This is a genomic window from Ectothiorhodosinus mongolicus, from assembly GCF_022406875.1.
GTDB lineage: Bacteria > Pseudomonadota > Gammaproteobacteria > Ectothiorhodospirales > Ectothiorhodospiraceae > Ectothiorhodospira > Ectothiorhodospira mongolica.
The window spans coordinates 1,548,023-1,569,132 of sequence record NZ_CP023018.1 but is presented as its reverse complement, the minus strand read 5'-3'; the positions used below and the strand labels follow the sequence as shown (position 1 = coordinate 1,569,132).

The 21,110-nt window shown below is 56.1% G+C and carries 22 protein-coding genes; 2 read left to right on the top strand and 20 right to left on the bottom strand.

Going from position 1 to position 21,110, the window contains the following annotated elements; genetic code table 11:
• Positions 1–7 precede the first annotated feature (7 nt).
• Genes nusB through glyA form a run of 8 tightly spaced genes read right to left on the bottom strand, consistent with a single transcriptional unit; the run spans position 8 to position 5,937 of the window.
• Positions 8–454 (bottom strand): transcription antitermination factor NusB, encoded by a 447-nt coding sequence (nusB, locus tag CKX93_RS07640; RefSeq protein WP_076756118.1) that lies wholly within the window; start codon positions 452–454, stop codon positions 8–10.
• The gene (ribH, locus tag CKX93_RS07635; protein ID WP_076756117.1) at positions 451–918 is read right to left on the bottom strand and encodes a 6,7-dimethyl-8-ribityllumazine synthase; all 468 of its coding nucleotides are present in this window, start codon (positions 916–918) and stop codon (positions 451–453) included. The genes nusB and ribH overlap by 4 nt, the downstream gene beginning before the upstream one ends.
• 12 nt (positions 919–930) lie before the next feature.
• Positions 931–2,010, bottom strand: coding sequence for a 3,4-dihydroxy-2-butanone-4-phosphate synthase (ribB, locus tag CKX93_RS07630; RefSeq protein WP_420828617.1), 1,080 nt, complete (start codon positions 2,008–2,010; stop codon positions 931–933).
• A 54-nt stretch (positions 2,011–2,064) separates the two neighbouring features.
• Positions 2,065–2,388, bottom strand: a complete 324-nt coding sequence (locus CKX93_RS07625) for a DUF3392 family protein (RefSeq protein WP_076756115.1) — start codon at positions 2,386–2,388, stop codon at positions 2,065–2,067.
• A 34-nt stretch (positions 2,389–2,422) separates the two neighbouring features.
• Positions 2,423–3,082 (bottom strand): riboflavin synthase, encoded by a 660-nt coding sequence (locus CKX93_RS07620; RefSeq protein WP_076756114.1) that lies wholly within the window; start codon positions 3,080–3,082, stop codon positions 2,423–2,425.
• Positions 3,083–3,093: 11 nt separating this feature from the next.
• Positions 3,094–4,221 carry a bifunctional diaminohydroxyphosphoribosylaminopyrimidine deaminase/5-amino-6-(5-phosphoribosylamino)uracil reductase RibD gene (gene ribD / locus CKX93_RS07615; RefSeq protein ID WP_076756113.1) on the bottom strand — a complete coding sequence of 376 codons (1,128 nt, stop codon included), beginning with the start codon at positions 4,219–4,221 and terminating at the stop codon, positions 3,094–3,096.
• Positions 4,221–4,682, bottom strand: coding sequence for a transcriptional regulator NrdR (gene nrdR / locus CKX93_RS07610; RefSeq protein WP_076756112.1), 462 nt, complete (start codon positions 4,680–4,682; stop codon positions 4,221–4,223). The genes ribD and nrdR overlap by 1 nt, the downstream gene beginning before the upstream one ends.
• Position 4,683: 1 nt before the next feature.
• Positions 4,684–5,937: a serine hydroxymethyltransferase gene (glyA, locus tag CKX93_RS07605; protein WP_076756111.1), complete on the bottom strand. Its 1,254-nt coding sequence runs from the start codon at positions 5,935–5,937 to the stop codon at positions 4,684–4,686.
• Between the two features lie 474 nt (positions 5,938–6,411).
• On the opposite strand from glyA, the gene CKX93_RS07600 reads away from it, so the two are divergent.
• Positions 6,412–7,560 (top strand): cation diffusion facilitator family transporter, encoded by a 1,149-nt coding sequence (locus CKX93_RS07600; protein WP_076756110.1) that lies wholly within the window; start codon positions 6,412–6,414, stop codon positions 7,558–7,560.
• On the opposite strand, the gene truA is transcribed toward CKX93_RS07600, so the two are convergent.
• From truA to prmB, 11 genes are all read right to left on the bottom strand, one after another.
• Positions 7,553–8,359 (bottom strand): tRNA pseudouridine(38-40) synthase TruA, encoded by an 807-nt coding sequence (truA, locus tag CKX93_RS07595; protein ID WP_084178725.1) that lies wholly within the window; start codon positions 8,357–8,359, stop codon positions 7,553–7,555. The genes CKX93_RS07600 and truA overlap by 8 nt on opposite strands.
• Positions 8,360–8,367: 8 nt before the next feature.
• Entirely contained in the window at positions 8,368–9,075 is a 708-nt protein-coding gene (locus tag CKX93_RS07590; protein WP_084178709.1) for an energy-coupling factor transporter transmembrane component T family protein, read from the bottom strand.
• On the bottom strand, positions 9,075–10,211 hold the full coding sequence (locus CKX93_RS07585; protein WP_076756108.1) for a FimV/HubP family polar landmark protein: 1,137 nt from the start codon (positions 10,209–10,211) through the stop codon (positions 9,075–9,077). The genes CKX93_RS07590 and CKX93_RS07585 overlap by 1 nt, the downstream gene beginning before the upstream one ends.
• Before the next feature lie 10 nt (positions 10,212–10,221).
• Positions 10,222–11,247: an aspartate-semialdehyde dehydrogenase gene (locus CKX93_RS07580; protein ID WP_076756107.1), complete on the bottom strand. Its 1,026-nt coding sequence runs from the start codon at positions 11,245–11,247 to the stop codon at positions 10,222–10,224.
• A 38-nt stretch (positions 11,248–11,285) separates the two neighbouring features.
• Positions 11,286–12,365, bottom strand: a complete 1,080-nt coding sequence (leuB, locus tag CKX93_RS07575) for a 3-isopropylmalate dehydrogenase (protein ID WP_076756106.1) — start codon at positions 12,363–12,365, stop codon at positions 11,286–11,288.
• Positions 12,366–12,400: 35 nt separating this feature from the next.
• A complete protein-coding gene (gene leuD / locus CKX93_RS07570; protein WP_076756105.1) occupies positions 12,401–13,054 on the bottom strand; it encodes a 3-isopropylmalate dehydratase small subunit in 654 nt (217 codons plus the stop codon).
• Positions 13,054–14,463, bottom strand: a complete 1,410-nt coding sequence (gene leuC, locus CKX93_RS07565) for a 3-isopropylmalate dehydratase large subunit (RefSeq protein ID WP_076756104.1) — start codon at positions 14,461–14,463, stop codon at positions 13,054–13,056. Before leuC ends, leuD begins: the two co-directional genes overlap by 1 nt.
• Before the next feature lie 62 nt (positions 14,464–14,525).
• On the bottom strand, positions 14,526–15,695 hold the full coding sequence (locus tag CKX93_RS07560) for an MFS transporter (protein ID WP_076756103.1): 1,170 nt from the start codon (positions 15,693–15,695) through the stop codon (positions 14,526–14,528).
• Positions 15,696–15,716: 21 nt separating this feature from the next.
• Positions 15,717–16,790: a chorismate synthase gene (gene aroC / locus CKX93_RS07555; RefSeq protein WP_076756102.1), complete on the bottom strand. Its 1,074-nt coding sequence runs from the start codon at positions 16,788–16,790 to the stop codon at positions 15,717–15,719.
• Between the two features lie 24 nt (positions 16,791–16,814).
• Positions 16,815–18,203 carry an oxygen-independent coproporphyrinogen III oxidase gene (hemN, locus tag CKX93_RS07550; RefSeq protein ID WP_076756248.1) on the bottom strand — a complete coding sequence of 463 codons (1,389 nt, stop codon included), beginning with the start codon at positions 18,201–18,203 and terminating at the stop codon, positions 16,815–16,817.
• Between the two features lie 115 nt (positions 18,204–18,318).
• Positions 18,319–19,221, bottom strand: a complete 903-nt coding sequence (prmB, locus tag CKX93_RS07545) for a 50S ribosomal protein L3 N(5)-glutamine methyltransferase (RefSeq protein ID WP_076756101.1) — start codon at positions 19,219–19,221, stop codon at positions 18,319–18,321.
• Positions 19,222–19,263: 42 nt separating this feature from the next.
• Between prmB and asd the strand changes: the two genes are divergently transcribed.
• Positions 19,264–20,136, top strand: a complete 873-nt coding sequence (asd, locus tag CKX93_RS07540) for an archaetidylserine decarboxylase (protein ID WP_076756100.1) — start codon at positions 19,264–19,266, stop codon at positions 20,134–20,136.
• Between the two features lie 11 nt (positions 20,137–20,147).
• On the opposite strand, the gene epmA is transcribed toward asd, so the two are convergent.
• Entirely contained in the window at positions 20,148–21,098 is a 951-nt protein-coding gene (gene epmA / locus CKX93_RS07535; RefSeq protein ID WP_076756099.1) for an EF-P lysine aminoacylase EpmA, read from the bottom strand.
• Between the last annotated feature and the right edge of the window lie 12 nt (positions 21,099–21,110).

Here is a 21,110-nt window from a genome sequence, read left to right as displayed (position 1 = left end):
GCGCGGCTTACAAGGTTCGCTCGGTATCGCCGGCGAGCTTTTCCAATACGCCATTCACGAAACCATAGCCCTGTTCTGCGCCAAACTTCTTAGCCAAACTCACCGCTTCATTAATCACCACCGGCGTGGGCACCTCCGGACAATACAGCAGCTCATAGGCAGCGATACGCAATATGGCCAGCTCCACTGGATCAATCTGCGCCAACGGGCGATCTAGGCAAGGAGTGAGTTTGTCATTCAGATCATCGGCACAAGCCGATACACCCAGAAACAACTTACGGAAATAATCCACATCGGCTTTGGCCATCTCCGGATCCTCACGAAATTCGAGGAGGATATCCTTGGGCTCGTACTGTGTTAGCTGCCAGTTGTATAGCGCCTGCATGGCCAAGCGCCGCGAACGGCGGCGCTCATGGACATAACGGCGATGGGCAGCAACTTCCGGCGAGCTCAAGACAGGGCCTTCACCAGACTGGCCATCTCCAGCGCGCCCATAGCGGCGTCCGCGCCCTTGTTACCGGCTTTAGTGCCAGCACGCTCGATGGCTTGTTCGATGCTATCGGTGGTCAAAACACCAAACGCCACGGGGATACGATGGGTCATTTGCACCTGAGCCAAACCTTTGGCCGCCTCACCGGCGACATAGTCAAAGTGCGGAGTTGCACCCCGAATCACGCAGCCCAGCGCGATAATGGCATCGTATTTTCCAGAGGCCGCCATGAGCTCAGCAGCCAGGGGCAGCTCATAGGCACCAGGCACACGCACCACCGTAATGTTGTCGTCAGCAACCCCCTGACGCTTCAAGGTGTCGGCAGCGCCCTCCAAGAGACGCTCGACAATGAAGGCATTAAAGCGTGACAGCACAATGCCGATACGACGCTTGCTGTTGGCGGTGAAATCCCCATCGATTGTTTTCATTAGTGTGACTCGCTATTGGTTCTTGTGTTGTGGATCATGAACATATTCAACCACTTCCAGCCCAAAACCACCAAGTCCTTGCAAGCGCTTGGGGGCGGACATCAAGCGCATACGCCGCACGCCCAGATCCTGAAGAATCTGTGCGCCGATGCCATGGGTGCGCAATTCGGCCGGCTCCTGTTCGCTCGGAGCTGACGACTTGGTGGACCGATTAAGACCCATTTGCCGTAACTGCCGAACCAACGCCCGATGATCCGGGCGTTTCTCGATAATCACCGCCACACCGGATCCCTCATCGGCGATGTGCTTTAACACATCGCGCAGCGTCCAGCCACAGTCCTCACCCCGATAAGACAGGGTATCGCACAAACTGCCGCCAACATGAACACGCACTAAGGTATCTTGATCAGCGCCTACCTCGCCCTTGACCAGCGCGAAGTGCAAACCACGGTGGATGACGTCCTCATAGGCCAAAAGGCGGAACTCACCAAACTCAGTGGGGAATGGGCATTCCGCCACACATTCCACGCTGCGCTCATTCTCGATGCGGTAGCGAATCAAGTCTTCGATACTGCCCATTTTCAGATCATGCTCTGCAGCGAAGCGCTCAAGGTCAGGGCGCCGCGCCATACTGCCGTCTTCATTGAGGATCTCAACAATCACCGCTGCCGGCTCAAACCCCGCCAAGCGCGCAAAGTCACATCCGGCCTCGGTGTGCCCAGCGCGCACCAAGACCCCGCCGGGCTGAGCCATTAAGGGGAAAATATGTCCGGGCTGCACCAAATCAGCGGACGTGGCATTAGGCGCCACCGCCATGCGCACGGTGTGGGCGCGATCATACGCGGAAATACCCGTGGTCACCCCTTCAGCGGCTTCAATGGAGACCGTGAAATTGGTGCCATGTTTGTCATGCGTATCGCCTACCATCAAAGGCAGACGCAGTTGCTGGCAGCGCTCGCGGGTCAAGGTCAAACAAATCAGCCCACGCCCATAGCGGGCCATGAAGTTAATATCTTCGGGCCGCACCATGGAAGCGATCATCAGCAGATCGCCCTCATTTTCCCGATCTTCGTCATCGACAATGATGACCATGCGCCCGGAGCGCAGATCTTCAATAATTTCTTGTGAGGTATTCAAAGACATCAGCTAGCGGCGTTCCGCAACCCAACCCAAAAGGGCAAAAAAAGCCACGACCACAGCCAGCAACACATAAGGATCTAACATCGCCAAACCGCGGCCCAAAAGGGGCGTTAGAAGGACTAAAAAACCTCCATAAATAAAAGCACAAGCCAAGCTAAAGCCCAGCAGACGTATGGCCTTGGGAAAGCTCTGTAGCGCCCCTTTAATCATGGTGTTGAATTCGCGCCCGAAGATCACCAGTAAGGCGGCCAACATCGCCAACGCCACATGCCCCAGGTGACTTCTCAGCCAGGAGCCTCCTGCGTCAAAAAGATTCACCAACCAGTCCATCACCGCTCCCTCGACATCTTTGCCCTATTCTCGCTTATTTCAAGAAACCGTGCTCGGCAAGAAACGCAGGTGTGATGGCGGTGGCGCCCGACTGGGCTGCCCGATCGCCCAGTAACAGACGTTCCAAATAACGAGCAATCACATCGACTTCGATATTCACCGGTGTGCCCACCTGATAATGAGCGATAACGGTTTGTTCCCAAGTATGCGGCACGATGTTCACACCAAAAATCGCTCCCTCAACATCATTCACGGTAAGACTCACGCCATCGACACAAATCGACCCCTTGGGCGCGATATAGCGTGCTAACTCATCGGGTACGCGCATTTTAAGGCGCCAAGAGCGGGCTTCTTCATAGCGCTCCACCACCTCAGCCAGACCATCGACATGACCACTGACCAAATGTCCGCCCAAACGCGTGGTGGGCAGCAAGGCCTTTTCCAAATTCACCGGGCTACCAGGTTTCACGATCTTCAACGAAGTGCATGACAAAGTCTCACGCGACACATCGGCCGCGAATCCATCGGCGCTCAGGGCCACCGCGGTCAGACACACGCCGTTAACCGCGATGCTATCGCCCAATTGCACGTCCGCCATGGGTAATGACCCCGTGGCAATCTCCAAACGCAGATCCCCACCGGTCGGTCGCAGCGCCCGAACTTCACCCACCGCTTGAATAATTCCTGTGAACATCAGTGTGTCACCTAAACGTTTTGATTCGAGGGGAAGCTGCAGCGCAGGCGCCAGTCCGTCCCCACACGCCTTATATCATTGATTTGTACCGGCCGCCGCTCCGACATCAGGCCAATACTCAAATCAAATAAACCACGCGCATCGGCACCCATAAAGCAGGGTGCCAGATAAATCATGCACTCATCGATCCAGCCACCCTCAAGTAACGCCCCGGTGAGCTTGGGGCCGGACTCGACCATCACCTCATTGATTTGCTCTTCGGCCAACCAAGTCCACAGCGCCGCTAAATCCAAATGGCCCTCTCGCTCGGGTAACGCCTGAATACGTATATGCGTCGGCAATCTCTGACGCAGCGGTGCCTCAGCAGCCTGTGAAGTTGCCACCCAAACAGGGCTGATCTCGTCGCTCAATAAACACGCATTCGCGCTCAACTGACCCTGCCGATCCAAGACAATGCGAATGGGCTGCGGCACGTTGGCATCAACCCCCAAGTCTTGAGAGGAAAGTCGCACGGTCAGCTGGGGATCATCCTCTAGTACTGTTCCGATCCCGGTCAGAATGGCCGAGGACCGGGCGCGCAAGCGATGCACATCAGCGCGGGCCGCTTCCCCAGTAATCCACTGACTTTCCCCCGAGGCCATGGCCGTGCGCCCATCCAGACTCGCCGCCAGTTTGACCCGCACCCAAGGGCGCTGCCGCGTCATGCGCGAGATAAATCCAGGGTTTAAAGCCGCTGCCTCAGCAGCCATCAGGCCACTATCGGCAGCGATACCGGCTGCCTCCAAGCGCGCCAAGCCTTTGCCACCAACCAAGGGATTGGGATCCACCATTGCCGCCACCACACGCGCCACTTTGGCGCGAATCAACGCCTCAACACAGGGGGGTGTCTTACCATGATGCGCGCAGGGCTCCAGGGTGACATAGACGGTAGCCCCTTTGGCCCGCTCACCCGCTTCTTGCAAGGCCTCAATTTCCGCATGGGGCCCACCAGCAAAAGTATGAAAGCCGCGACCGACGACCTCGTTGTCACGCACAATGACACAACCTACTCTGGGATTGGGCTCGGTGGTGTACAGGCCGCGCGCCGCTAACTGCAACGCTTCTGCCATAAAAACACCGTCATTGACGGAGATGGACATCAAGACTCAGAGTCCTCTTCCAGCCCCTCGATAGCCTCACGGAAAGCCTGAATGTCTTCAAAGCTCAAATACACCGAGGCGAAGCGAATATAGGCCACCTGATCCAACTCACGCAGCTCTTCCATCACCCACTCACCGATGCGTTTAGCAGGCACTTCGCGCTCGCCTTGGCTACTGAGTCGACGCTTAATGCGCAGCACGGCAGCTTCGGTGTCATCCGTGGAAACCGGCCGCTTCTCTAGCGCATGCGTCATCCCAGCACGCAACTTGTCTTCGTTAAAAGGCTCGCGGCTGCCGTCGCGCTTTACCACGCGCGGCAGACTGATCTCGGCGGTTTCAAAACTCGTGAAGCGCTCACCACAGTCCGCGCACTCACGACGCCGTCGGATCTGTTCGCCCATTCCCGCCAAGCGGGAATCCACAACGCGGGTATCCAGAGAGCCGCAAAACGGGCATTTCATCTTACCGACCGTAGACGGGGAACTGTCGGCATAAAGCCAGCACTTCAGTTTTCACGCGCTCAATGGTGCCGGCATCCCCAAGGTTATCCAGTACATCACAAATCCAATTGGCTAGCGTCTGACATTCTGCCTCTTTGAAACCGCGCGTAGTGATAGCCGGTGTACCAATACGGATACCGCTGGTCACAAACGGAGACTGCGGATCGTTTGGCACGGAGTTTTTGTTCACCGTGATATTGGCCTGCCCCAAAGCAGCATCAGCATCCTTGCCTGTCAAACCCTTGTCGATGAGATCAATAAGAAAGAGATGATTTTCCGTACCACCAGAAACGACTTTATAGCCGCGCTCCATGATGCAGGCCGCCATGGTTTTGGCATTGGCCACTACTTGGCGCTGATATTCCTTAAACTCAGGTTCCAGAGCTTCTTTGAAGGCGACAGCCTTGGCGGCAATCACATGCATCAAGGGGCCGCCCTGAGTGCCGGGGAACACCAAAGAATTAAATTTCTTTTCCAACTCTGGATTGGAGCGCGAGAGGATAATGCCACCACGCGGGCCACGCAGAGTTTTATGGGTGGTTGAGGTCACCACATCGGCAAACGGCACCGGATTGGGGTAAACACCACCCGCCACCAAGCCAGCCACATGCGCCATGTCCACCAGTAGGTAGGCACCCACGCTATCGGCAATATCGCGCATCCGCTCCCAGTCCATCACCTGAGAATAAGCGGAGAAGCCGCCGATGATCATGCGCGGTTGATGCTCCACCGCCAGCGTCTGAATCTCGTTGTAATCCACAAATCCCTGATCATCCACGCCGTAGGAAACGCCGTTGTAGATTTTTCCGGAGAAGTTCACCTTCGATCCGTGCGTGAGATGACCGCCATGCGCCAGGCTCATCCCGAGCACGGTGTCACCCGGGTTAATTAACGCCATGTAGACCGCCGCATTGGCCTGTGAACCCGAGTGCGGCTGAACGTTGGCATAGTCCGCGCCGAACAATTGTTTTGCCCGCTCGATCGCCAACTCCTCAGCAACATCGACGTATTCGCAGCCGCCGTAGTAGCGTTTACCGGGATAGCCTTCGGCGTACTTATTGGTGAGGACCGACCCCTGAGCTTCGAGCACACGGGGGCTGGCGTAATTCTCTGAAGCGATCAGCTCGATGTGCTCTTCTTGGCGGCGAGACTCCGACTCAATTGCCTTCCAAAGAGCCTCATCGTAGCCGGCTATGCCCATTTCAATCGAAAACATGGTGACTCCTGGGAGCAAAGTGCGCATGAAGGGCTGGAATATTATCGGATTCCTAGCCGCTTAGCATCCTTGAGTTTGCATCGTAGGCGTTTGCTGCGAACCCAACGTTGCCCCCATGACCGCAAAAAGTATAAAAAACCACATCAATTATTTTATATATTTCATATAAATGATATGGTTTTTTTCTGGTTAATTTGGATTTTTTTATCAAAATAATTACGTTAATTTTTTATAAACTTAATAGATTTTTTTGATTCAAGTCATCATTTTAAGGCAATAGAATACTTTTCCATCTGTACCTTATGTCGAAACTTATGCAACACTAAACCCGTCATTAGCTGGCGTCTCAAGGATGAGAGCCTAATGGGTGTAAAAGGAGTTGCAAGCCGCTTAATGACGATGGGCCCGCCCTAGAGGCGGGCCCAATTATTTGGCTTTGCTCTATAATGACCAGCCGTCATGTGAAAAAAAGCCATGAGCCGCCACACCGAAGCTGAAACCCGGTATCAAAGTACCCGTCGAGTCACTCTGGTCGGCGCATTCACCAATGGCGCGCTCGCGTTTCTTCAGATCCTGGGTGGCTTATTGGTGCAGTCTCAAGCCCTGATTGCCGATGGGCTGCATACACTCTCGGATCTAGCAAGCGACTTTTTGGTCGTTTTTGCGGCCCGAAAGGCCAGCGCACCTGCTGATCAAGATCATCCTTATGGACATGGCCGCATTGAAACCTTAACCACGGTCCTACTCGGACTGGTTCTCCTAGGCGTGGCGCTTGGCATTCTCATTGACGCCTCCAACCGTCTCATGGAACCTGAGACCCTGCTTGCTCCTGGCCCCATTGCTTTGCTTTTAGCTGCCACAGCCATCATCGCTAAGGAAACCCTTTACCGCTATACCGTCCGCATCGCAAAAAGCATCTCCTCCGGCATGCTTTTGGCCAATGCGTGGCATCACCGCTCGGATGTACTGTCCTCAGTCGTGGTTTTAATCGGCATCGGTGCCACGCTAGCGGGCTTCCCCTTTATGGATGCCTTGGCTGCAGCCATCGTAGCCTTGATGATTGGCCTAATGGGCGCGCGCATTATCTGGCGTAGCGCCAGTGAGCTGATCGATACCGGCATCAAGCCTGAGGAGGAGAAGCAACTGCTCGATTTGGTCTCAGGCATTGATGGCGTCACAGGCGTTCATGAGTTGCGCACCCGCCACATGGGCAATGGTTTGTTGGCTGATATCCACGTGGAGGTAGATCCCCGGATTAGCGTCTCTGAGGGTCACCGTATCGCCGAGTCTGTGGCGCAAACTCTGCGTCAGACGCGCGATGATTTGCTTGAAGTTCTGGTACATATCGATCCAGAGGATGACCGCGCTGCCGCGCCCAGCAGCCACCTTCCCAGCCGCTCGGAACTACTCAACAAGCTTCGCCTGCAATGGCAGCCTATCCCTGGCGCCCTGCCCATGGATGAGGTGGTTTTGCATTACCTCGATGGCCACATCGATATCGACCTGCATCTGCCCCTGGACCGCTTTGAATCGGCGGCAGATGCCGAAAAAACCCGCGGCGACATCATTCGCGTCAGCCAAGAAATCGCCGGCATTGGCCAAGTTCGCGTGCTGCTCAGCTAAAGCCGCCCTGCGCTTCGCGATCATAGGCCGGCCAAACCTCAGGCGGCTGCAACCCAAAAATGGGGTCGTACCCCACTCCGACTAGATAGAGGCCATCTGGCGGGGCGGTGACGCCTGCCTGGGTGCGATCTCGAGCTGCCAATACTTGGCTGAGCCAGTGGGCGGGCTGCTCTCCTCGGCCGACACACATGAGAGAGCCGGCGATATTACGCACCATATGATGCAGGAAGGCATTGGCACGGATATCCAGATAGATACTCTCACCGCGCCGATAGACGCTAACTGCTTGGACCTCGCGTCGTGGGTGCCGCGCCTGGCAGCCCAGCGCACGAAAGCTAGTGAAATCATGCTCACCCAGCAAACACTGTGCGGCTAAATGCATCGCCTCGGCATCCAAGGGTCGATGAATCCACGTCACGCGGCGGCGCAATACGGCGGGGCGGGTCAGGCGATTTAAGATCAGGTAGCGATAAGCGCGCCAGCGTGCCGAGAAACGCGCGTGAAAATCGGCCGGCATCGGCCGAACCCACTGCACACTCAGCTCGGAACCCAAATGGCTATTGGTGCCCAACAACCAAGCGCGCGGATCACGCACAGCCCTAGTATCAAAGTGGATCACCTGTGCCATGGCGTGCACCCCGGCGTCGGTGCGACCCGCGCAGACCACTTCTATGGGCTCATCGGCCACGCGACTCAGCGCCTCCTCCACCAGCGGTTGCAAAGTGCGCGCTTCGCGTTGCTTTTGCCAACCGCGAAAGCCTGAACCGTCATACTCTAAACCGATTGCGTATCGCTGCACGACATCACTCATAAAGCCAACCATAGCAAAGGCAGAAAAACCAACAGCGCCATGCCCCAATCCCGCCAACCGGGCGCATGAGGCTGAGGCATTTCCAATTCTCTCAAGGGTTGATCGGCTGCCATCACCAAGGCGCGCTGATAAATCTGTGCACCGCGCTCAGCCCAACGCTGCAGTCGCTGCCCCTTGAGAGCTTGAGGCTGGTCCTCGCCGTTCTTCGTGGTCATCAGCTGTTGCAGCTCAGGCAGAACATCCAGGGTCAACACCAGCCGCACAGCAAAGCGTTCTGCGGGGAAACCCAAGGGCTTCAAGGGCATAGTCAACCACAGCAAACCCGAAACCAATGCTTCTCGTGAGCAGGCATGCAATAAATGGATCACAGCAGCCACGGCCAACACCAAAACCCAAATACGCATCACCGATTGCACCAAACCCTGCCGACTGGGCAGCCAATCTGTAGCGCCCACCCACAGAGGATCACCCGGTGTCAAAAACGCAAACACTACCAGTAACGACAGAAAGAACCACTTCAACCGCCACAGCATGCCGCGATAGCGGCGGCGCGACTCATCATCGGTCGCTATCAGCGCCAAAACCGCCAAAACCGTTCCCGCTAGCAAAGCAGGCCAAGCGGCGTGAGCCATCAATAAGATAAAGGCCAGCACCATGAGTATGCGCACCGCCGGATGCAGTGTCTGGCTGCTGAGCACGTTCATCAGGGTAGGCGCTGCATCAGCTCCTGTGCTTCACGCTGCTGCGCTTCGCTGCCCTGACTCATTACCATCTCTAGAGTGCTGCGAGCACGATCCCATTCCTGCATATCAATCAAGGCTCTGGCGAGATTCAAAAGCGTGTTGAGGTGCTCTTCCAGGCTCAAACCGACGCCATCATCCTCATCCTCATCTTCGGGAGGTAATGGACGGGGCGGTGCCATGGGGGCGGATCGGTAAGGCATGCGACTAGCCCACCAAATCAGCAAGGCCAAAACAATACCGAGGCTAATCAACCAAAAATAGGGTGAGTCAAAGCCAATACGCTCTGCTTCGGGCTGCGTGAGTGCTGGGCTTGGTGCCACCCTCCCCTCGGGCAACTCAGTCAACGAACGCGGCGCAGTGCTCAGACGACTGAGTTCTTCACGCATCTCTGCCAGTTGTTGCTGAACAGAGCTAACCCGACCCAGCTCTTCTTGTAACTCAGCCAGCTGCTGCTTGGTGGCGGCCAGCTGATCAGACTGGCGACGCAGTAATTGCTCAAAATCGCTCATGCGCTCACGCATGGCATCGGCTTCGAGCCGCCGTGATTCATTGGCTTCACGAACTTGCGCCAGCTCGGCAGAGAGCCGATCTACCGCTCCATCATTGGCTTCGGCCGCCAAAATACGCAAACCCACCTCTTCGATGGGCACATCAGTTCCCACCAATGGGGTCGTACCCCACATGGACTGCCAGGCGCTGTCCTGGCGAAGGGCTTCGACACGCGCCTCCTCCACTGTCCACTGTTGTAACTGCTCCCGCACTGGGAGTTGCAGCAGCACCTCACTGTAAAGACTATTGATGTTGCCCGTTGCAAATGCCTGTGGATTAGCCTCAAGAAAACCCAGCATCATCTGCTGAACGCTGACATCCTCAGGCCGCATCCGCTCTGAGATACTCCACAGCGTATCGCCAAAGCGCACGCGGTATGAACCCATGCGCGGTTCCGCGCTAGTCTGGTCGCCTGCAGTGGCTGAGCTCATCACCAACGACAAAGCCCCGCTTGCCGAACCCCCGACCGGGATAGCGATCAGCGCACTCAACGACACCGCTAAAAGCGAGCGACGCAGAAGTAACGAACCAGCCTTAGGTTTCAGCATGGCATCCCCCCTAGAGATAATCAGCGATTAGGCACTCGGCAATTTGTACGCTGTTGAGCGCCGCGCCCTTGCGGACATTGTCTGCGACCACCCAAAGATTCAGGCCGCGCGGATGCGAGATGTCTTCACGAATGCGGCCTACATAAACCGGATCTTGGTTAGCGCCTTCGGTCACGGCGGTGGGGTAACCGCCATCGGCATGCTTATCCAGCACCACCACGCCCGGTGCCTTTTGCAGCAGCTGGCGGGCCTGTTTAGCAGTGATCTTGTCGCGGGTTTCAATGTGAATTGCCTCGGAGTGCCCATAGAACACCGGCACGCGTACGGCGGTGGGATTCACCTGAATGGACTCATCGCCCATGATCTTGCGGGTCTCCCACACCATTTTCATTTCTTCTTTGGTGTAACCGTTATCGAGGAACACATCGATGTGCGGCAAAACATTAAAGCCGATCTGCTTGGGATAGACGTTGCACTCGATCTCTTGGCCGCTGAGCAGGCGCACAGATTGCGCCGCCAACTCTTCAATGGCCTCCTTACCGGTACCTGACACCGCTTGATAGGTGGCCACATTAACCCGCTCAATACCCACGGCATCATAAATGGGCTTGAGTGCCACCAACATCTGAATGGTGGAGCAATTGGGGTTGGCGATGATACCGCGGGTTTTATAATCGGCTATAGCCTGTGGGTTGACCTCAGGCACCACCAAAGGAATGTCCGCGTCATAGCGAAACTGCGAGGTATTATCGATCACCACACAACCAGCGGCAGCGGCTTTGGGCGCATACTCCTTAGACACAGAGGCCCCGGGAGAGAACAAACCGATCTGCACCTTAGAAAAATCAAATTCAGCCAGGTCTTGAACCACTAGGCTGCGTTGCTTGCCAAACGCCACCCGATTACCCGCCGAGCGGCTGCTGGCAAGGGCATAGACCTCGCCCACCGGAAATTCCCGCTGCGCCAGAATATCCAGCATGGTCTCGCCCACCGCACCGGTGGCACCGACAACGGCTACATCAAACGTCTTACTCATCGTGCTTTTCCCCTGCAGAACCCTTGGGTTCGTGCCTATTAATCCGCTAAAGCGGCTACCACCGCTTCGCCCATCCCCGAAGTGCTTACCTTATCGCAGCCTGCGGTCCAAATGTCAGCCGTGCGCAAGCCCTGGTCCAATACCCGGCCGACGGCAGCCTCGATCCGATCTGCCTGCGCCGCTTCGTTCAGGCTGTAACGCAGCATCATCGCCACCGACAAAATAGTGGCCAGCGGATTAGCGATATTTTTCCCGGCGATATCCGGCGCTGAGCCATGAATCGGCTCGTAAAGCCCCTTGCCGCTGGCATCCATAGACGCCGAAGGCAGCATACCAATCGAGCCGGTCAGCATGGCGGCTGCATCCGAGAGGATATCGCCGAACATGTTCTCGGTGACGATCACATCAAACTGTTTGGGTTGACGCACCAACTGCATGGCGGCGTTATCCACATACATATGCGACAGACTCACCTGCGGAAACTCTTTGGCCACCTCGATCACTACATCACGCCATAGCTGCGAGACCTCTAAAACATTGGCCTTATCCACCGAACACAGACGACGATCTCGCTTCATCGCGATCTCAAAGCCGCTGCGCGCGATGCGCTCAATTTCAGGCTCAGAATAAATAATCGTGTTGTATCCCTGGCGCACGCCATCAGCACGCGTATCGATGCCCCGCGGTTGGCCAAAATAGGCCCCGCCAGTCAGCTCACGCAGAATCATGATATCCAACCCGCCGACAATCTCAGGTTTGAGCGCCGAAGCACTGGCCAACTGCGGATATAAAATGGCCGGACGCAGATTCGCAAACAGCGACAACTCCGACCGAATCGCCAACAAACCGCGCTCGGGCCGTTTCTCCCAAGGTAGGGTATCGTATTGCGGGCCACCTACCGCACCCAGCATCACCGCATCAGCAGCACGCGCCAAATCCAAGGTAGCCTGCGGCAATGGCTCGCCGCTGGCATCATAGCCAGCCCCGCCGATGGGGGCTTCTTCCCACTCGACCTGCAGGCCAAAATCACTTTTCAAAGCCTCAAGCACGGCGGTTGCCGCCGCCATAATCTCTGGACCAATGCCATCACCCGGTAGCATCAAAATCTTGTGCGTCATGCGTTTGTTTTCCAGTCGGTTCTAAGGCCTGCGATTCAGGCGTATGGAGAAGCAGTGAACAGCCAAGGCGCTTGCGCACGACGCTGCTCTTCATAGGCGTGGATTTCATCTGCATGCTGCAGGGTCAGGCCGATATCATCCAAGCCATTGAGCAAACAATGCTTGCGGAAAGAGTCGACTTCAAAGCCCAGGCGCTCGCCTTCCGGGGTAATCACCACTTGCTCGGCGAGATCCACCGTCAGTTGGTAACCCGGATGAGCAGCGACTGCCTGAAATAGGCTATCGATGTGCTTTTCATCGAGAGTCAATGGCAACAAACCATTTTTAAAGCTGTTGCCGAAAAAGATATCTGCAAAACTCGGCGCAATCACCGCGCGAAACCCATAATCGGTTAATGCCCAGACGGCATGCTCCCGAGAGGAGCCACAACCGAAGTTCTCGCGCGCCAAAAGAATCTTGGCGCCAGCGTAGCGCGGCTGATTCAACACGAAATCCGGATTGATGCGCCGCTGGCTGTGATCCATACCGGGCTCACCAGGATCCAGATAACGCCAATCGTCAAACAAACTGGGACCAAAGCCGGTGCGCTTCACCGACTTTAAGTACTGTTTGGGAATAATGGCATCGGTGTCCACATTGGAACGATCCAACGGTGCCACCAAGGCTTTGAGAGTCTCGAACTTTTCCATTACTGATCCATCTGGCGGATATCAACGAAATGACCAGCAACCGCAGCAGCAGCAGCCATCGCCGGGCTGACCAAATGCGTGCGCGAGCCAGCACCCTGCCGCCCTTCAAAATTACGGTTAGAGGTAGAAGCACAGCGCTCACCGGCCTGCATGCGATCCTCGTTCATGCCCAAACACATAGAGCAGCCGGGATCACGCCATTCAAAGCCGGCTTGTTTGAAAATCTGATCGAGGCCTTCTTGTTCAGCCTGCTGTTTCACCAGACCTGACCCCGGCACCACCATGGCCTCCTTAATATGCGGAGCAATGCGTTTGCCTTTGAGTATAGCCGCTGCGGCGCGCAGATCTTCCATGCGCCCATTGGTACAAGAGCCGATAAAGACCTTGTCCAACTGGATGTCTTGAATCAGAGTACCGGGCTTAAGACCCATGTACTCTAAGGCGCGGCTCATACCCTCAGCTTTGATTGGATCGGTGACACTGGCCGGATCAGGAACCGCCCCAGTGACCGGCACCACCATCTCGGGAGAAGTACCCCAGGAGACTTGCGGTGCAATACTGGCGGCATCCAAATGCACCACGCGATCAAAATAAGCATCCGGATCGGATTTAAGATCGCGCCAGGCCGCAACCGCTTGTTCCCATAACTTGCCCTGCGGTGAGTATGGCCGGCCTTTGACAAACTCAATCGTGGTGTCATCCACAGCCACCATACCGGCGCGGGCGCCAGCCTCAATCGACATATTGCAAATCGTCATGCGTCCTTCCATCGACAGGCTGCGAATCGCATCGCCGCCGTATTCAATGGCATAGCCAGTGCCGCCGGCCGTGCCGATCTTGCCAATGATGGCCAAGACGACGTCTTTAGCGGTAACGCCGGGGCCCAATTGACCATCCACGGAAATCAGCATGTTTTTGGCTTTCTTCTGCAACAAGCACTGGGTGGCCATCACATGTTCCACCTCTGAGGTGCCAATACCCACCGCCAAAGCGCCTAAAGCACCATGGGTGGAGGTATGAGAGTCCCCGCAGACCACGGTCATGCCCGGCAACGTCGCCCCCTGCTCGGGACCGATCACATGCACAATCCCCTGACGCACATCGCGCATTGGGAAAAAGGTGATGCCATAGGCTTTGACATTGTCCTGCAGGGTCTCGACCTGCACTCGAGATACAGGATCACGAATGCCCTCATCCAAATGCGCGGTGGGGACGTTATGATCTGGCACCGCAAGGATGGATTCGATACGCCACGGCTGGCGACCCGCTAATTTCAGGCCTTCAAAAGCCTGCGGTGAGGTCACCTCATGCACCAGATGGCGATCGATGTAGATCAACGCTGTGCCATCGTCTTCTTGACGCACCAAATGGGCGTCCCAGAGTTTGTCGTAAAGGGTCTTTCCTGCCATAAAAACCTCGTTCCAGCCAGCCAGAAATCATAGGCCGGGCCTGCCAATAAGGCAAATCCCGATCAAGGTCTCGCCGATGGCAAAGATCTGAATCGAAACTGTGCGCGCATACCCGAAACCGCGGCAAAAACCGCCAGCATCGCCAAGCCAGAGGCCATGACATACACCCACATGGGACCAATACCTGACCAAATATAGCCACTGGCCAAGGCGCCCAAAGCCCCCCCTAAACCAAAACTCATCGAAGAATACAGGGCCTGCCCCCGACCTTGCTGCGTACCGGTAAAAAACTGATGAATCAGAGAGATGGCGGCGGCGTGATAAACCCCATAGCTGGCTGCATGCATCAGCTGGGTCATCACCAAAAGCCCAAACAACTCGACTTGAAATGCCAGCAGCAACCAGCGCAAGGCGGTAATGGCCATGGCAAAAATCAATAACGGCCAGGCACCAAAGCGCGGCAACAAGCGGTGCATCAACAAGAACACCAACACCTCAGCGACCACCGCCATGGCCCAGAGGTAACCAGCTACCGTGCGGCTATAGCCATTTTCCTCCAGAAACAAGGTAAAAAACGCATAATAGGGACCATGGCTGGCCTGCATGAAAAAACACGACAATAACAGCAATAAAACCGCTGGCTGGCGCACGGTCATCCAAAGCGAATGACCATTGCTGGGGGTGGGCGTGCGCGGCGCATCACTGACCCGCAGCGTTGAGATCCACAACAAAGATAAAAGAACCAGAACCATCCAGGGCAGCCAAGACACATCGATGCGCTCAAAGATGATGCCCAGGCAAGCCACACTGATGATAAAGCCCACCGAACCCCAGAGACGGATGCGGCTGTAGGCATCCGTGCGTGCCCCGAGGTGATTCATGGTGGTGGCTTCAAACTGCGGCAGCGCGGCATTCCAGAAAAAGCTGAAGCCCGCCATGATGGCCGCAATCCACCAATAGCCCGAGAAAAACAACAAGCCGGAGAAAATGATCAAGGCCATCAGCGCCGCCAGACGAATGACCTGCATGCGCTGACCGGTGCGATCGGCTATCCAGCCCCAAACATTAGGCGCAACAATCTTGGTGGCCAAGATAATGGCCATCAGCTCGCCAATCTGACCCGGCGTAAAGCCTTCATTTTTCAAATAAAGCCCCCAATAGGGCATGAAGGCGCCGATACTGGCGAAATAGAAAAAGTAGAAGCTAGAGAGCTTCCAATAACTGGCCGGCATGGTCACGCGAGTATCAGGGTTTTAGCCTGAAGCGTCCATACCGTTTTGGCCGCGATGGCGCAGCGCGTGATCCATTAAGACGATGGCCAGCATGGCCTCCGCAATGGGTGTGGCGCGAATGCCGACACAGGGATCATGACGCCCCGTGGTAATCACCTCAACCGACTCACCCGCCTCATTTAAGGACCGTCCCGGCAAGCGAATACTGGAGGTGGGCTTTAAGGCGATACTGACGCGAATGTCCTGACCACTGGAAATCCCGCCCAAAACACCACCAGCGTGATTTGATAAAAAGCCCTCGGGCGTCATCTCATCGCGATGCTGCGTGCCTTTTTGTTCCACCACGGCAAAACCATCGCCAATTTCCACGGCTTTGACGGCATTAATGCTCATCATCGCCGCGGCGATATCGGCATCGAGGCGATCAAAAATCGGCTCACCCCAACCAGCGGGCAAACCCGTGGCCTCGACATTCACCCGAGCGCCAATGGAGTCGCCCTCTTTACGCAGGCCATCCATATAGGCTTCCAGCTCAGGAACACGATTTGCATCGGGGCAGAAAAACGGGTTGGTATTCACCACCGACCAGTCGACCTTATCGATTCGCACAGGCCCCAATTGCGCCAGATAACCGCGCACCAGAACCCCGTATTGGGCCTGCAAATATTTCTTGGCAATCCCGCCCGCTGCCACGCGCATGGCCGTCTCGCGGGCCGAACTGCGGCCGCCACCGCGATAATCGCGCAAACCATACTTTTTGAAATAGGTGTAGTCCGCATGTCCCGGGCGAAACTGCGTGGCTATCTTGGCGTAGTCCTTGGAACGCTGATCGGCATTTTCGATCATCAAGCCGATCGGTGCTCCTGTGGTCACTCCCTCAAACACACCGGAGAGAATCTTCACCTGATCAGGCTCGCGGCGCTGAGTCGTATGTCGCGAGGTGCCCGGGCGGCGCCTATCCAAATCGCCTTGCAGATCTTCTTCTGACAAAGGCAATCCAGGCGGACAACCATCGACAATACAGCCGATGGCCAGACCATGACTTTCCCCGAAACTGGTAACTGTAAAGAGCTTGCCGATACTGTTGCCGGACATGAAATCAGCCTTGTGTCTTGAGCATCAGATCACTCGCGAGAAGCGCTGCTCGCTGGCTTCGCGCAAATAACGATCGAAACTCATGCAGATGTTACGAATCAGCAATCGACCCGCCGGCCGCACACTGATCTGATCAGCATTCAAGTTTATCAGACCGTCTGACTCCATGACTTTCAAGTCATCCAACTCCTGGGCGAAATAATCACCGAAGCGGATGTCATGGGCCTTTTCGATATCACCAAAACTCAGCTCAAAGTGGCAAATCAAGCGGGTGATCACATCGCGACGAATCAAATCGTCCTGATCCAATTCCACGCCACGAAATACTGCCAAACGCTTTTCACCCATGGCCGCGTAATAGTCGTCCAGCTTGTGCTGATTTTGGCTGTAGCTGTTGCCCACCATACCGACACTGGTGGATCCCAGACCAATCAGATCACAGTCCGAATGCGTGGAGTAGCCTTGGAAATTCCGGTAGAGCGTGTGGTCTCGCTGCGCCACAGCCAGCTCATCATCGGGTTTGGCAAAGTGGTCCATACCAATATAGACATAACCCGCCTCGGTGAGCTGCGAGATGGTCTGCTGCAGAATAGCGAGTTTTTCTGACGGAGTAGGAAGATCGGCATCCGCAATGCGGCGCTGGGGTTTGAAACGATCCGGCAAATGCGCGTAGTTGAATACCGAAATACGCGCTGGATCCATGTCGATAATGCGCTCGATGGTGTTGCCGAACGTCTCACAGTTTTGATGCGGCAGACCGTAGATCAGATCAACACTGGTGGAGCGAAAGCCCAAACGTCGGGCTTCATCGAGCACGTTTCTCACCAAGGATTCGCTTTGCACGCGGTTGACCGCTTTTTGCACCTTCTCATCGAAATCTTGAACGCCCAAACTGATGCGGTTAAAGCCGAGTTGACGCAACAAAGCCAAGGTCTCATCGCGCACTTCGCGCGGATCAATCTCGATCGAGTACTCACCCGTATCATCATCCAGAAGACCAAAATGCTCGGCAGTTTTACCCATCAGCTCGGTCATTTCATCATGAGAGATAAACGTCGGTGTCCCACCGCCCCAATGCAGCTGGGTCACAGGGCGTGAGCGATCAAACAGGTCACCCTGCAAGGCCATCTCTTGATACAAGCTATCTAGATAACCACGCGAGCGCGTGCGGTCCTTGGTCACCACCTTGTTACAGGCGCAGTAGTAGCACACCGTGTCACAAAAGGGGATATGGAAATACAGTGACAGCGGCCGACCACTGGCATTGGTCTCGCGCGCAATCTGTTGATATCGCTCAGCGGTGAATCCGTCATGAAACTGCACCGCCGTGGGATAAGACGTATAACGCGGACCCGCCGTGTTGTAGCGATGAATCAGATCCAGATCGAAGTCGATGCTTTGTGAAGCGCTCATGGCAAATACCCGAGGAAATAAGCAGGGATTGTGCTGCAGAGGGCCCAGCATAAACCTTGGCACCCCGCCTTGGCACCCCCCAGACTGCCGGTTTCATGACCCATGCCCGGTCTATTCATGGAAAAAAGGCCCGCACCACATCAGCAGTCAGCAGAAAAACTCCCTCGCCACCCTGTGAGAATTCCAGCCAGACAAACGGCACATCCGGCCAACGTGCCTCAACGGCCGGAGCACTATTGCCCACCTCGACCACGAGTACGCCCTGCTCCGATAAACGCACGCCCGCCTCAGCCAAAATCCGACTGACCACATCCAAACCATCCTCGCCCGCAGCCAAACCCAAGGCCGGCTCATGACGAAACTCAGGGGTTAACGCCGCCATATCCTGGGCATCGACATAAGGTGGATTGGAGACGATGAGATCATAGGTGGTGGCCGGCAAACCCTGAAACACATCGGCCTGCCAGGTCTTCACGCGATCTTGCAACCCATGGCGCTGAATATTTTTTTGCGCCACGGCCAGCGCATCATCACTGATGTCGGCTAGATCCACTTGGGCGTTGTCAAACACCATGGCACAGGCAATACCAATACAGCCGCTGCCGGTACACAAGTCCAGCACGCGCTCCACCGAATCCACCTCCAGCCACGGCGTAAAGCCATCACTGATGGGTTCAGCTAGGGGCGAGCGGGGCACCAACACCCGCTCATCCACATGGAAAGGCAAGCCCATAAAAAACGCTTCGCCGGTGATGTAAGCCGCCGGCTTGCGGGTATGGATGCGCTCATCCAGCACCGCCATCACGCGTTGTTTTTCCACTGGAGTGAGACGCGCATCCCACCAATGCCCAGAAACAGTCAAGGGCAGCTGCAGGGCGCACAGTACCAGCCAAGCCGCTTCATCCAAGGCATTGTCGGTGCCATGGCCGAAACATAGCCCAGCCTCGCTGAAGCGACTGGCACCATAACGAATAAAATCACGGATATTCTGCAAGGCAGAATGGTCAGAGGCAGACATAAAATCCTTAGTCAAAAAATCGCGCTGTGGGATAATACTCCGATGTCTGATACTCATGCCAATTGGCAGGACTGGCTGAAGTCCTTGCCGCTATATCTGCTGCCGCATCACGCCATCTCGCGACTGGTCTATCGTGCATCACGCTGGCGCACGCCACTTAAAGACCCGCTGGCCCGCTGGTTTATTCGCCAATACGGCCTGAACATGGACGAAGCGCTGCAACCCGACCCGACGCGCTACGCCAGTTTTAATGATTTGTTCACGCGCGAACTGGCGCCAGGCGCACGGCCTTTGGACCCTGACCCCATGGCCGTCCTATGCCCTGCAGACAGCCGTATCAGTCAGTTTGGCCGGATTCATCAAGGCCGCGTCATCCAAGCCAAAGCCCATGATTACAGTGTCGCCAGCCTGCTGGGCATCGATACTCAAGCCGCTCAGGCCTATGAGGGCGGTGAGTTCATCACCCTATATTTATCGCCGCGCGACTATCATCGCGTGCACATGCCGCTCACTGCCAAGCTCAAAGAAACGACCTATGTCCCCGGCCGCCTGTTTTCGGTCGCACCGCATACCACGCGCACGATTCCTGGCCTATTCGCCCGCAATGAGCGATTGGTCAGTGTGTTTGCGCATGAGCGCGGCCAGTTTGCGCAGGTATTGGTGGGCGCGATCAATGTCGCCTCCATCGAGACCGTCTGGGCTGGTGAGGTCACACCGCGTTGGAAGCGCGAGCTCGAGCAACGCGACTATTTGGACTATGGCTTGAAGTTTGAGCGTGGCGCGGAAATGGGCCGCTTTAATCTCGGCTCCACCGTCATCTTGGTATTCCCGCCGGGGATGATTCAGTGGCACAGCGACCTCAAGGTCGGCCAAGCCCTGAAAATGGGCGAAAAACTGGCCATGCTGAGCGCTTAATTCGATCGCGCTTAGGCCTGATCCCAAGAAAAGGACAGGACTTCGCGGATGTGCGAGGCACCCGTGAGGCGCATCAGCAATCGGTCCAAACCCAAGGCCACCCCCGCACACTCCGGCATCCCCGCCTGCAGCGCCTCGAGTAAACCCTCATCCATGGGTATCTGCGCCAGCCCCTGAGCCGCGCGCTGCTCTAAATCATGCTCAAAGCGCTGGCGTTGTTCCAAGGGATCGGTGAGTTCATGAAAGCCATTGGCCAGCTCCACTGGGCCCCAATAGAGCTCAAATCGCCTGGCTGTGGGGGGTGGGCCTTGATCGATTTTGGCCAGCGCCGCCTGACTGGCGGGGTAGTCATAAATAAAGCTCAGCGTGTCCTCTGGCCAAGAGGAAGTGATAACAAAAGACAACAGCGCGTCCAACCAGGCATCCCGATCCAGATCACCGCTAATCGTCAGACCTTGCTGCGCGGCGCAATCGGCGAGTTCTGCAATACTGGCCTGATGGGGGTCGATACCCAAGGCTTGGATAAAGACCTCTTGATAGCTCAGCCGCCGCCAATGCTTGGCTTGCGAGGGCGGCGGGGTCAGTGACGCGAATATACTCGCCAACTCAGTGATGAGCGCCTGCAGCTCATCCATCAAGGCATGGTGATCAAACCCTAGGCGATACCACTCCAGCAGGGTGAATTCGGGATTGTGGTAGCGCCCCGCCTCAGCATCGCGAAACACCTTGGCGATTTGATAGATATCGCCGCTACCCTCAGCCAGCAGGCGCTTCATCGGAAATTCGGGTGAGGTATGCAGCCAGCGCATGCCCGACTCGGTCGCCACAGACAAGCTATGCAGCGCAGGATCAGTGCTGCCGGCCTGCGATAAAAGCGGGGTTTCAACTTCGGTGACGGCGCGCTCTAGAAAAAAAAGGCGTACAGCCTGAAGCAGCTGCGCGCGTGCCTCTAAGGCGACCATTGGCGTCACCAC

What these genes read in the sequence shown, in the direction of transcription:
- ribH (WP_076756117.1), bottom strand. Translation starts at nt 918, where the DNA reads ATGAAAACAATCGATGGGGATTTCACCGCCAACAGCAAGCGTCGTATC.
- ribB (WP_420828617.1), bottom strand. Translation starts at nt 2,010, where the DNA reads ATGGTCATCATTGTCGATGACGAAGATCGGGAAAATGAGGGCGATCTG.
- CKX93_RS07625 (WP_076756115.1), bottom strand. Translation starts at nt 2,388, where the DNA reads ATGGACTGGTTGGTGAATCTTTTTGACGCAGGAGGCTCCTGGCTGAGA.
- CKX93_RS07620 (WP_076756114.1), bottom strand. Translation starts at nt 3,082, where the DNA reads ATGTTCACAGGAATTATTCAAGCGGTGGGTGAAGTTCGGGCGCTGCGA.
- ribD (WP_076756113.1), bottom strand. Translation starts at nt 4,221, where the DNA reads ATGTCCATCTCCGTCAATGACGGTGTTTTTATGGCAGAAGCGTTGCAG.
- nrdR (WP_076756112.1), bottom strand. Translation starts at nt 4,682, where the DNA reads ATGAAATGCCCGTTTTGCGGCTCTCTGGATACCCGCGTTGTGGATTCC.
- glyA (WP_076756111.1), bottom strand. Translation starts at nt 5,937, where the DNA reads ATGTTTTCGATTGAAATGGGCATAGCCGGCTACGATGAGGCTCTTTGG.
- CKX93_RS07600 (WP_076756110.1), top strand. Translation starts at nt 6,412, where the DNA reads ATGAGCCGCCACACCGAAGCTGAAACCCGGTATCAAAGTACCCGTCGA.
- CKX93_RS07590 (WP_084178709.1), bottom strand. Translation starts at nt 9,075, where the DNA reads ATGAACGTGCTCAGCAGCCAGACACTGCATCCGGCGGTGCGCATACTC.
- CKX93_RS07585 (WP_076756108.1), bottom strand. Translation starts at nt 10,211, where the DNA reads ATGCTGAAACCTAAGGCTGGTTCGTTACTTCTGCGTCGCTCGCTTTTA.
- CKX93_RS07580 (WP_076756107.1), bottom strand. Translation starts at nt 11,247, where the DNA reads ATGAGTAAGACGTTTGATGTAGCCGTTGTCGGTGCCACCGGTGCGGTG.
- leuB (WP_076756106.1), bottom strand. Translation starts at nt 12,365, where the DNA reads ATGACGCACAAGATTTTGATGCTACCGGGTGATGGCATTGGTCCAGAG.
- leuD (WP_076756105.1), bottom strand. Translation starts at nt 13,054, where the DNA reads ATGGAAAAGTTCGAGACTCTCAAAGCCTTGGTGGCACCGTTGGATCGT.
- leuC (WP_076756104.1), bottom strand. Translation starts at nt 14,463, where the DNA reads ATGGCAGGAAAGACCCTTTACGACAAACTCTGGGACGCCCATTTGGTG.
- CKX93_RS07560 (WP_076756103.1), bottom strand. Translation starts at nt 15,695, where the DNA reads ATGCCGGCCAGTTATTGGAAGCTCTCTAGCTTCTACTTTTTCTATTTC.
- aroC (WP_076756102.1), bottom strand. Translation starts at nt 16,790, where the DNA reads ATGTCCGGCAACAGTATCGGCAAGCTCTTTACAGTTACCAGTTTCGGG.
- hemN (WP_076756248.1), bottom strand. Translation starts at nt 18,203, where the DNA reads ATGAGCGCTTCACAAAGCATCGACTTCGATCTGGATCTGATTCATCGC.
- prmB (WP_076756101.1), bottom strand. Translation starts at nt 19,221, where the DNA reads ATGTCTGCCTCTGACCATTCTGCCTTGCAGAATATCCGTGATTTTATT.
- asd (WP_076756100.1), top strand. Translation starts at nt 19,264, where the DNA reads ATGTCTGATACTCATGCCAATTGGCAGGACTGGCTGAAGTCCTTGCCG.
- epmA (WP_076756099.1), bottom strand. Translation starts at nt 21,098, where the DNA reads ATGGTCGCCTTAGAGGCACGCGCGCAGCTGCTTCAGGCTGTACGCCTT.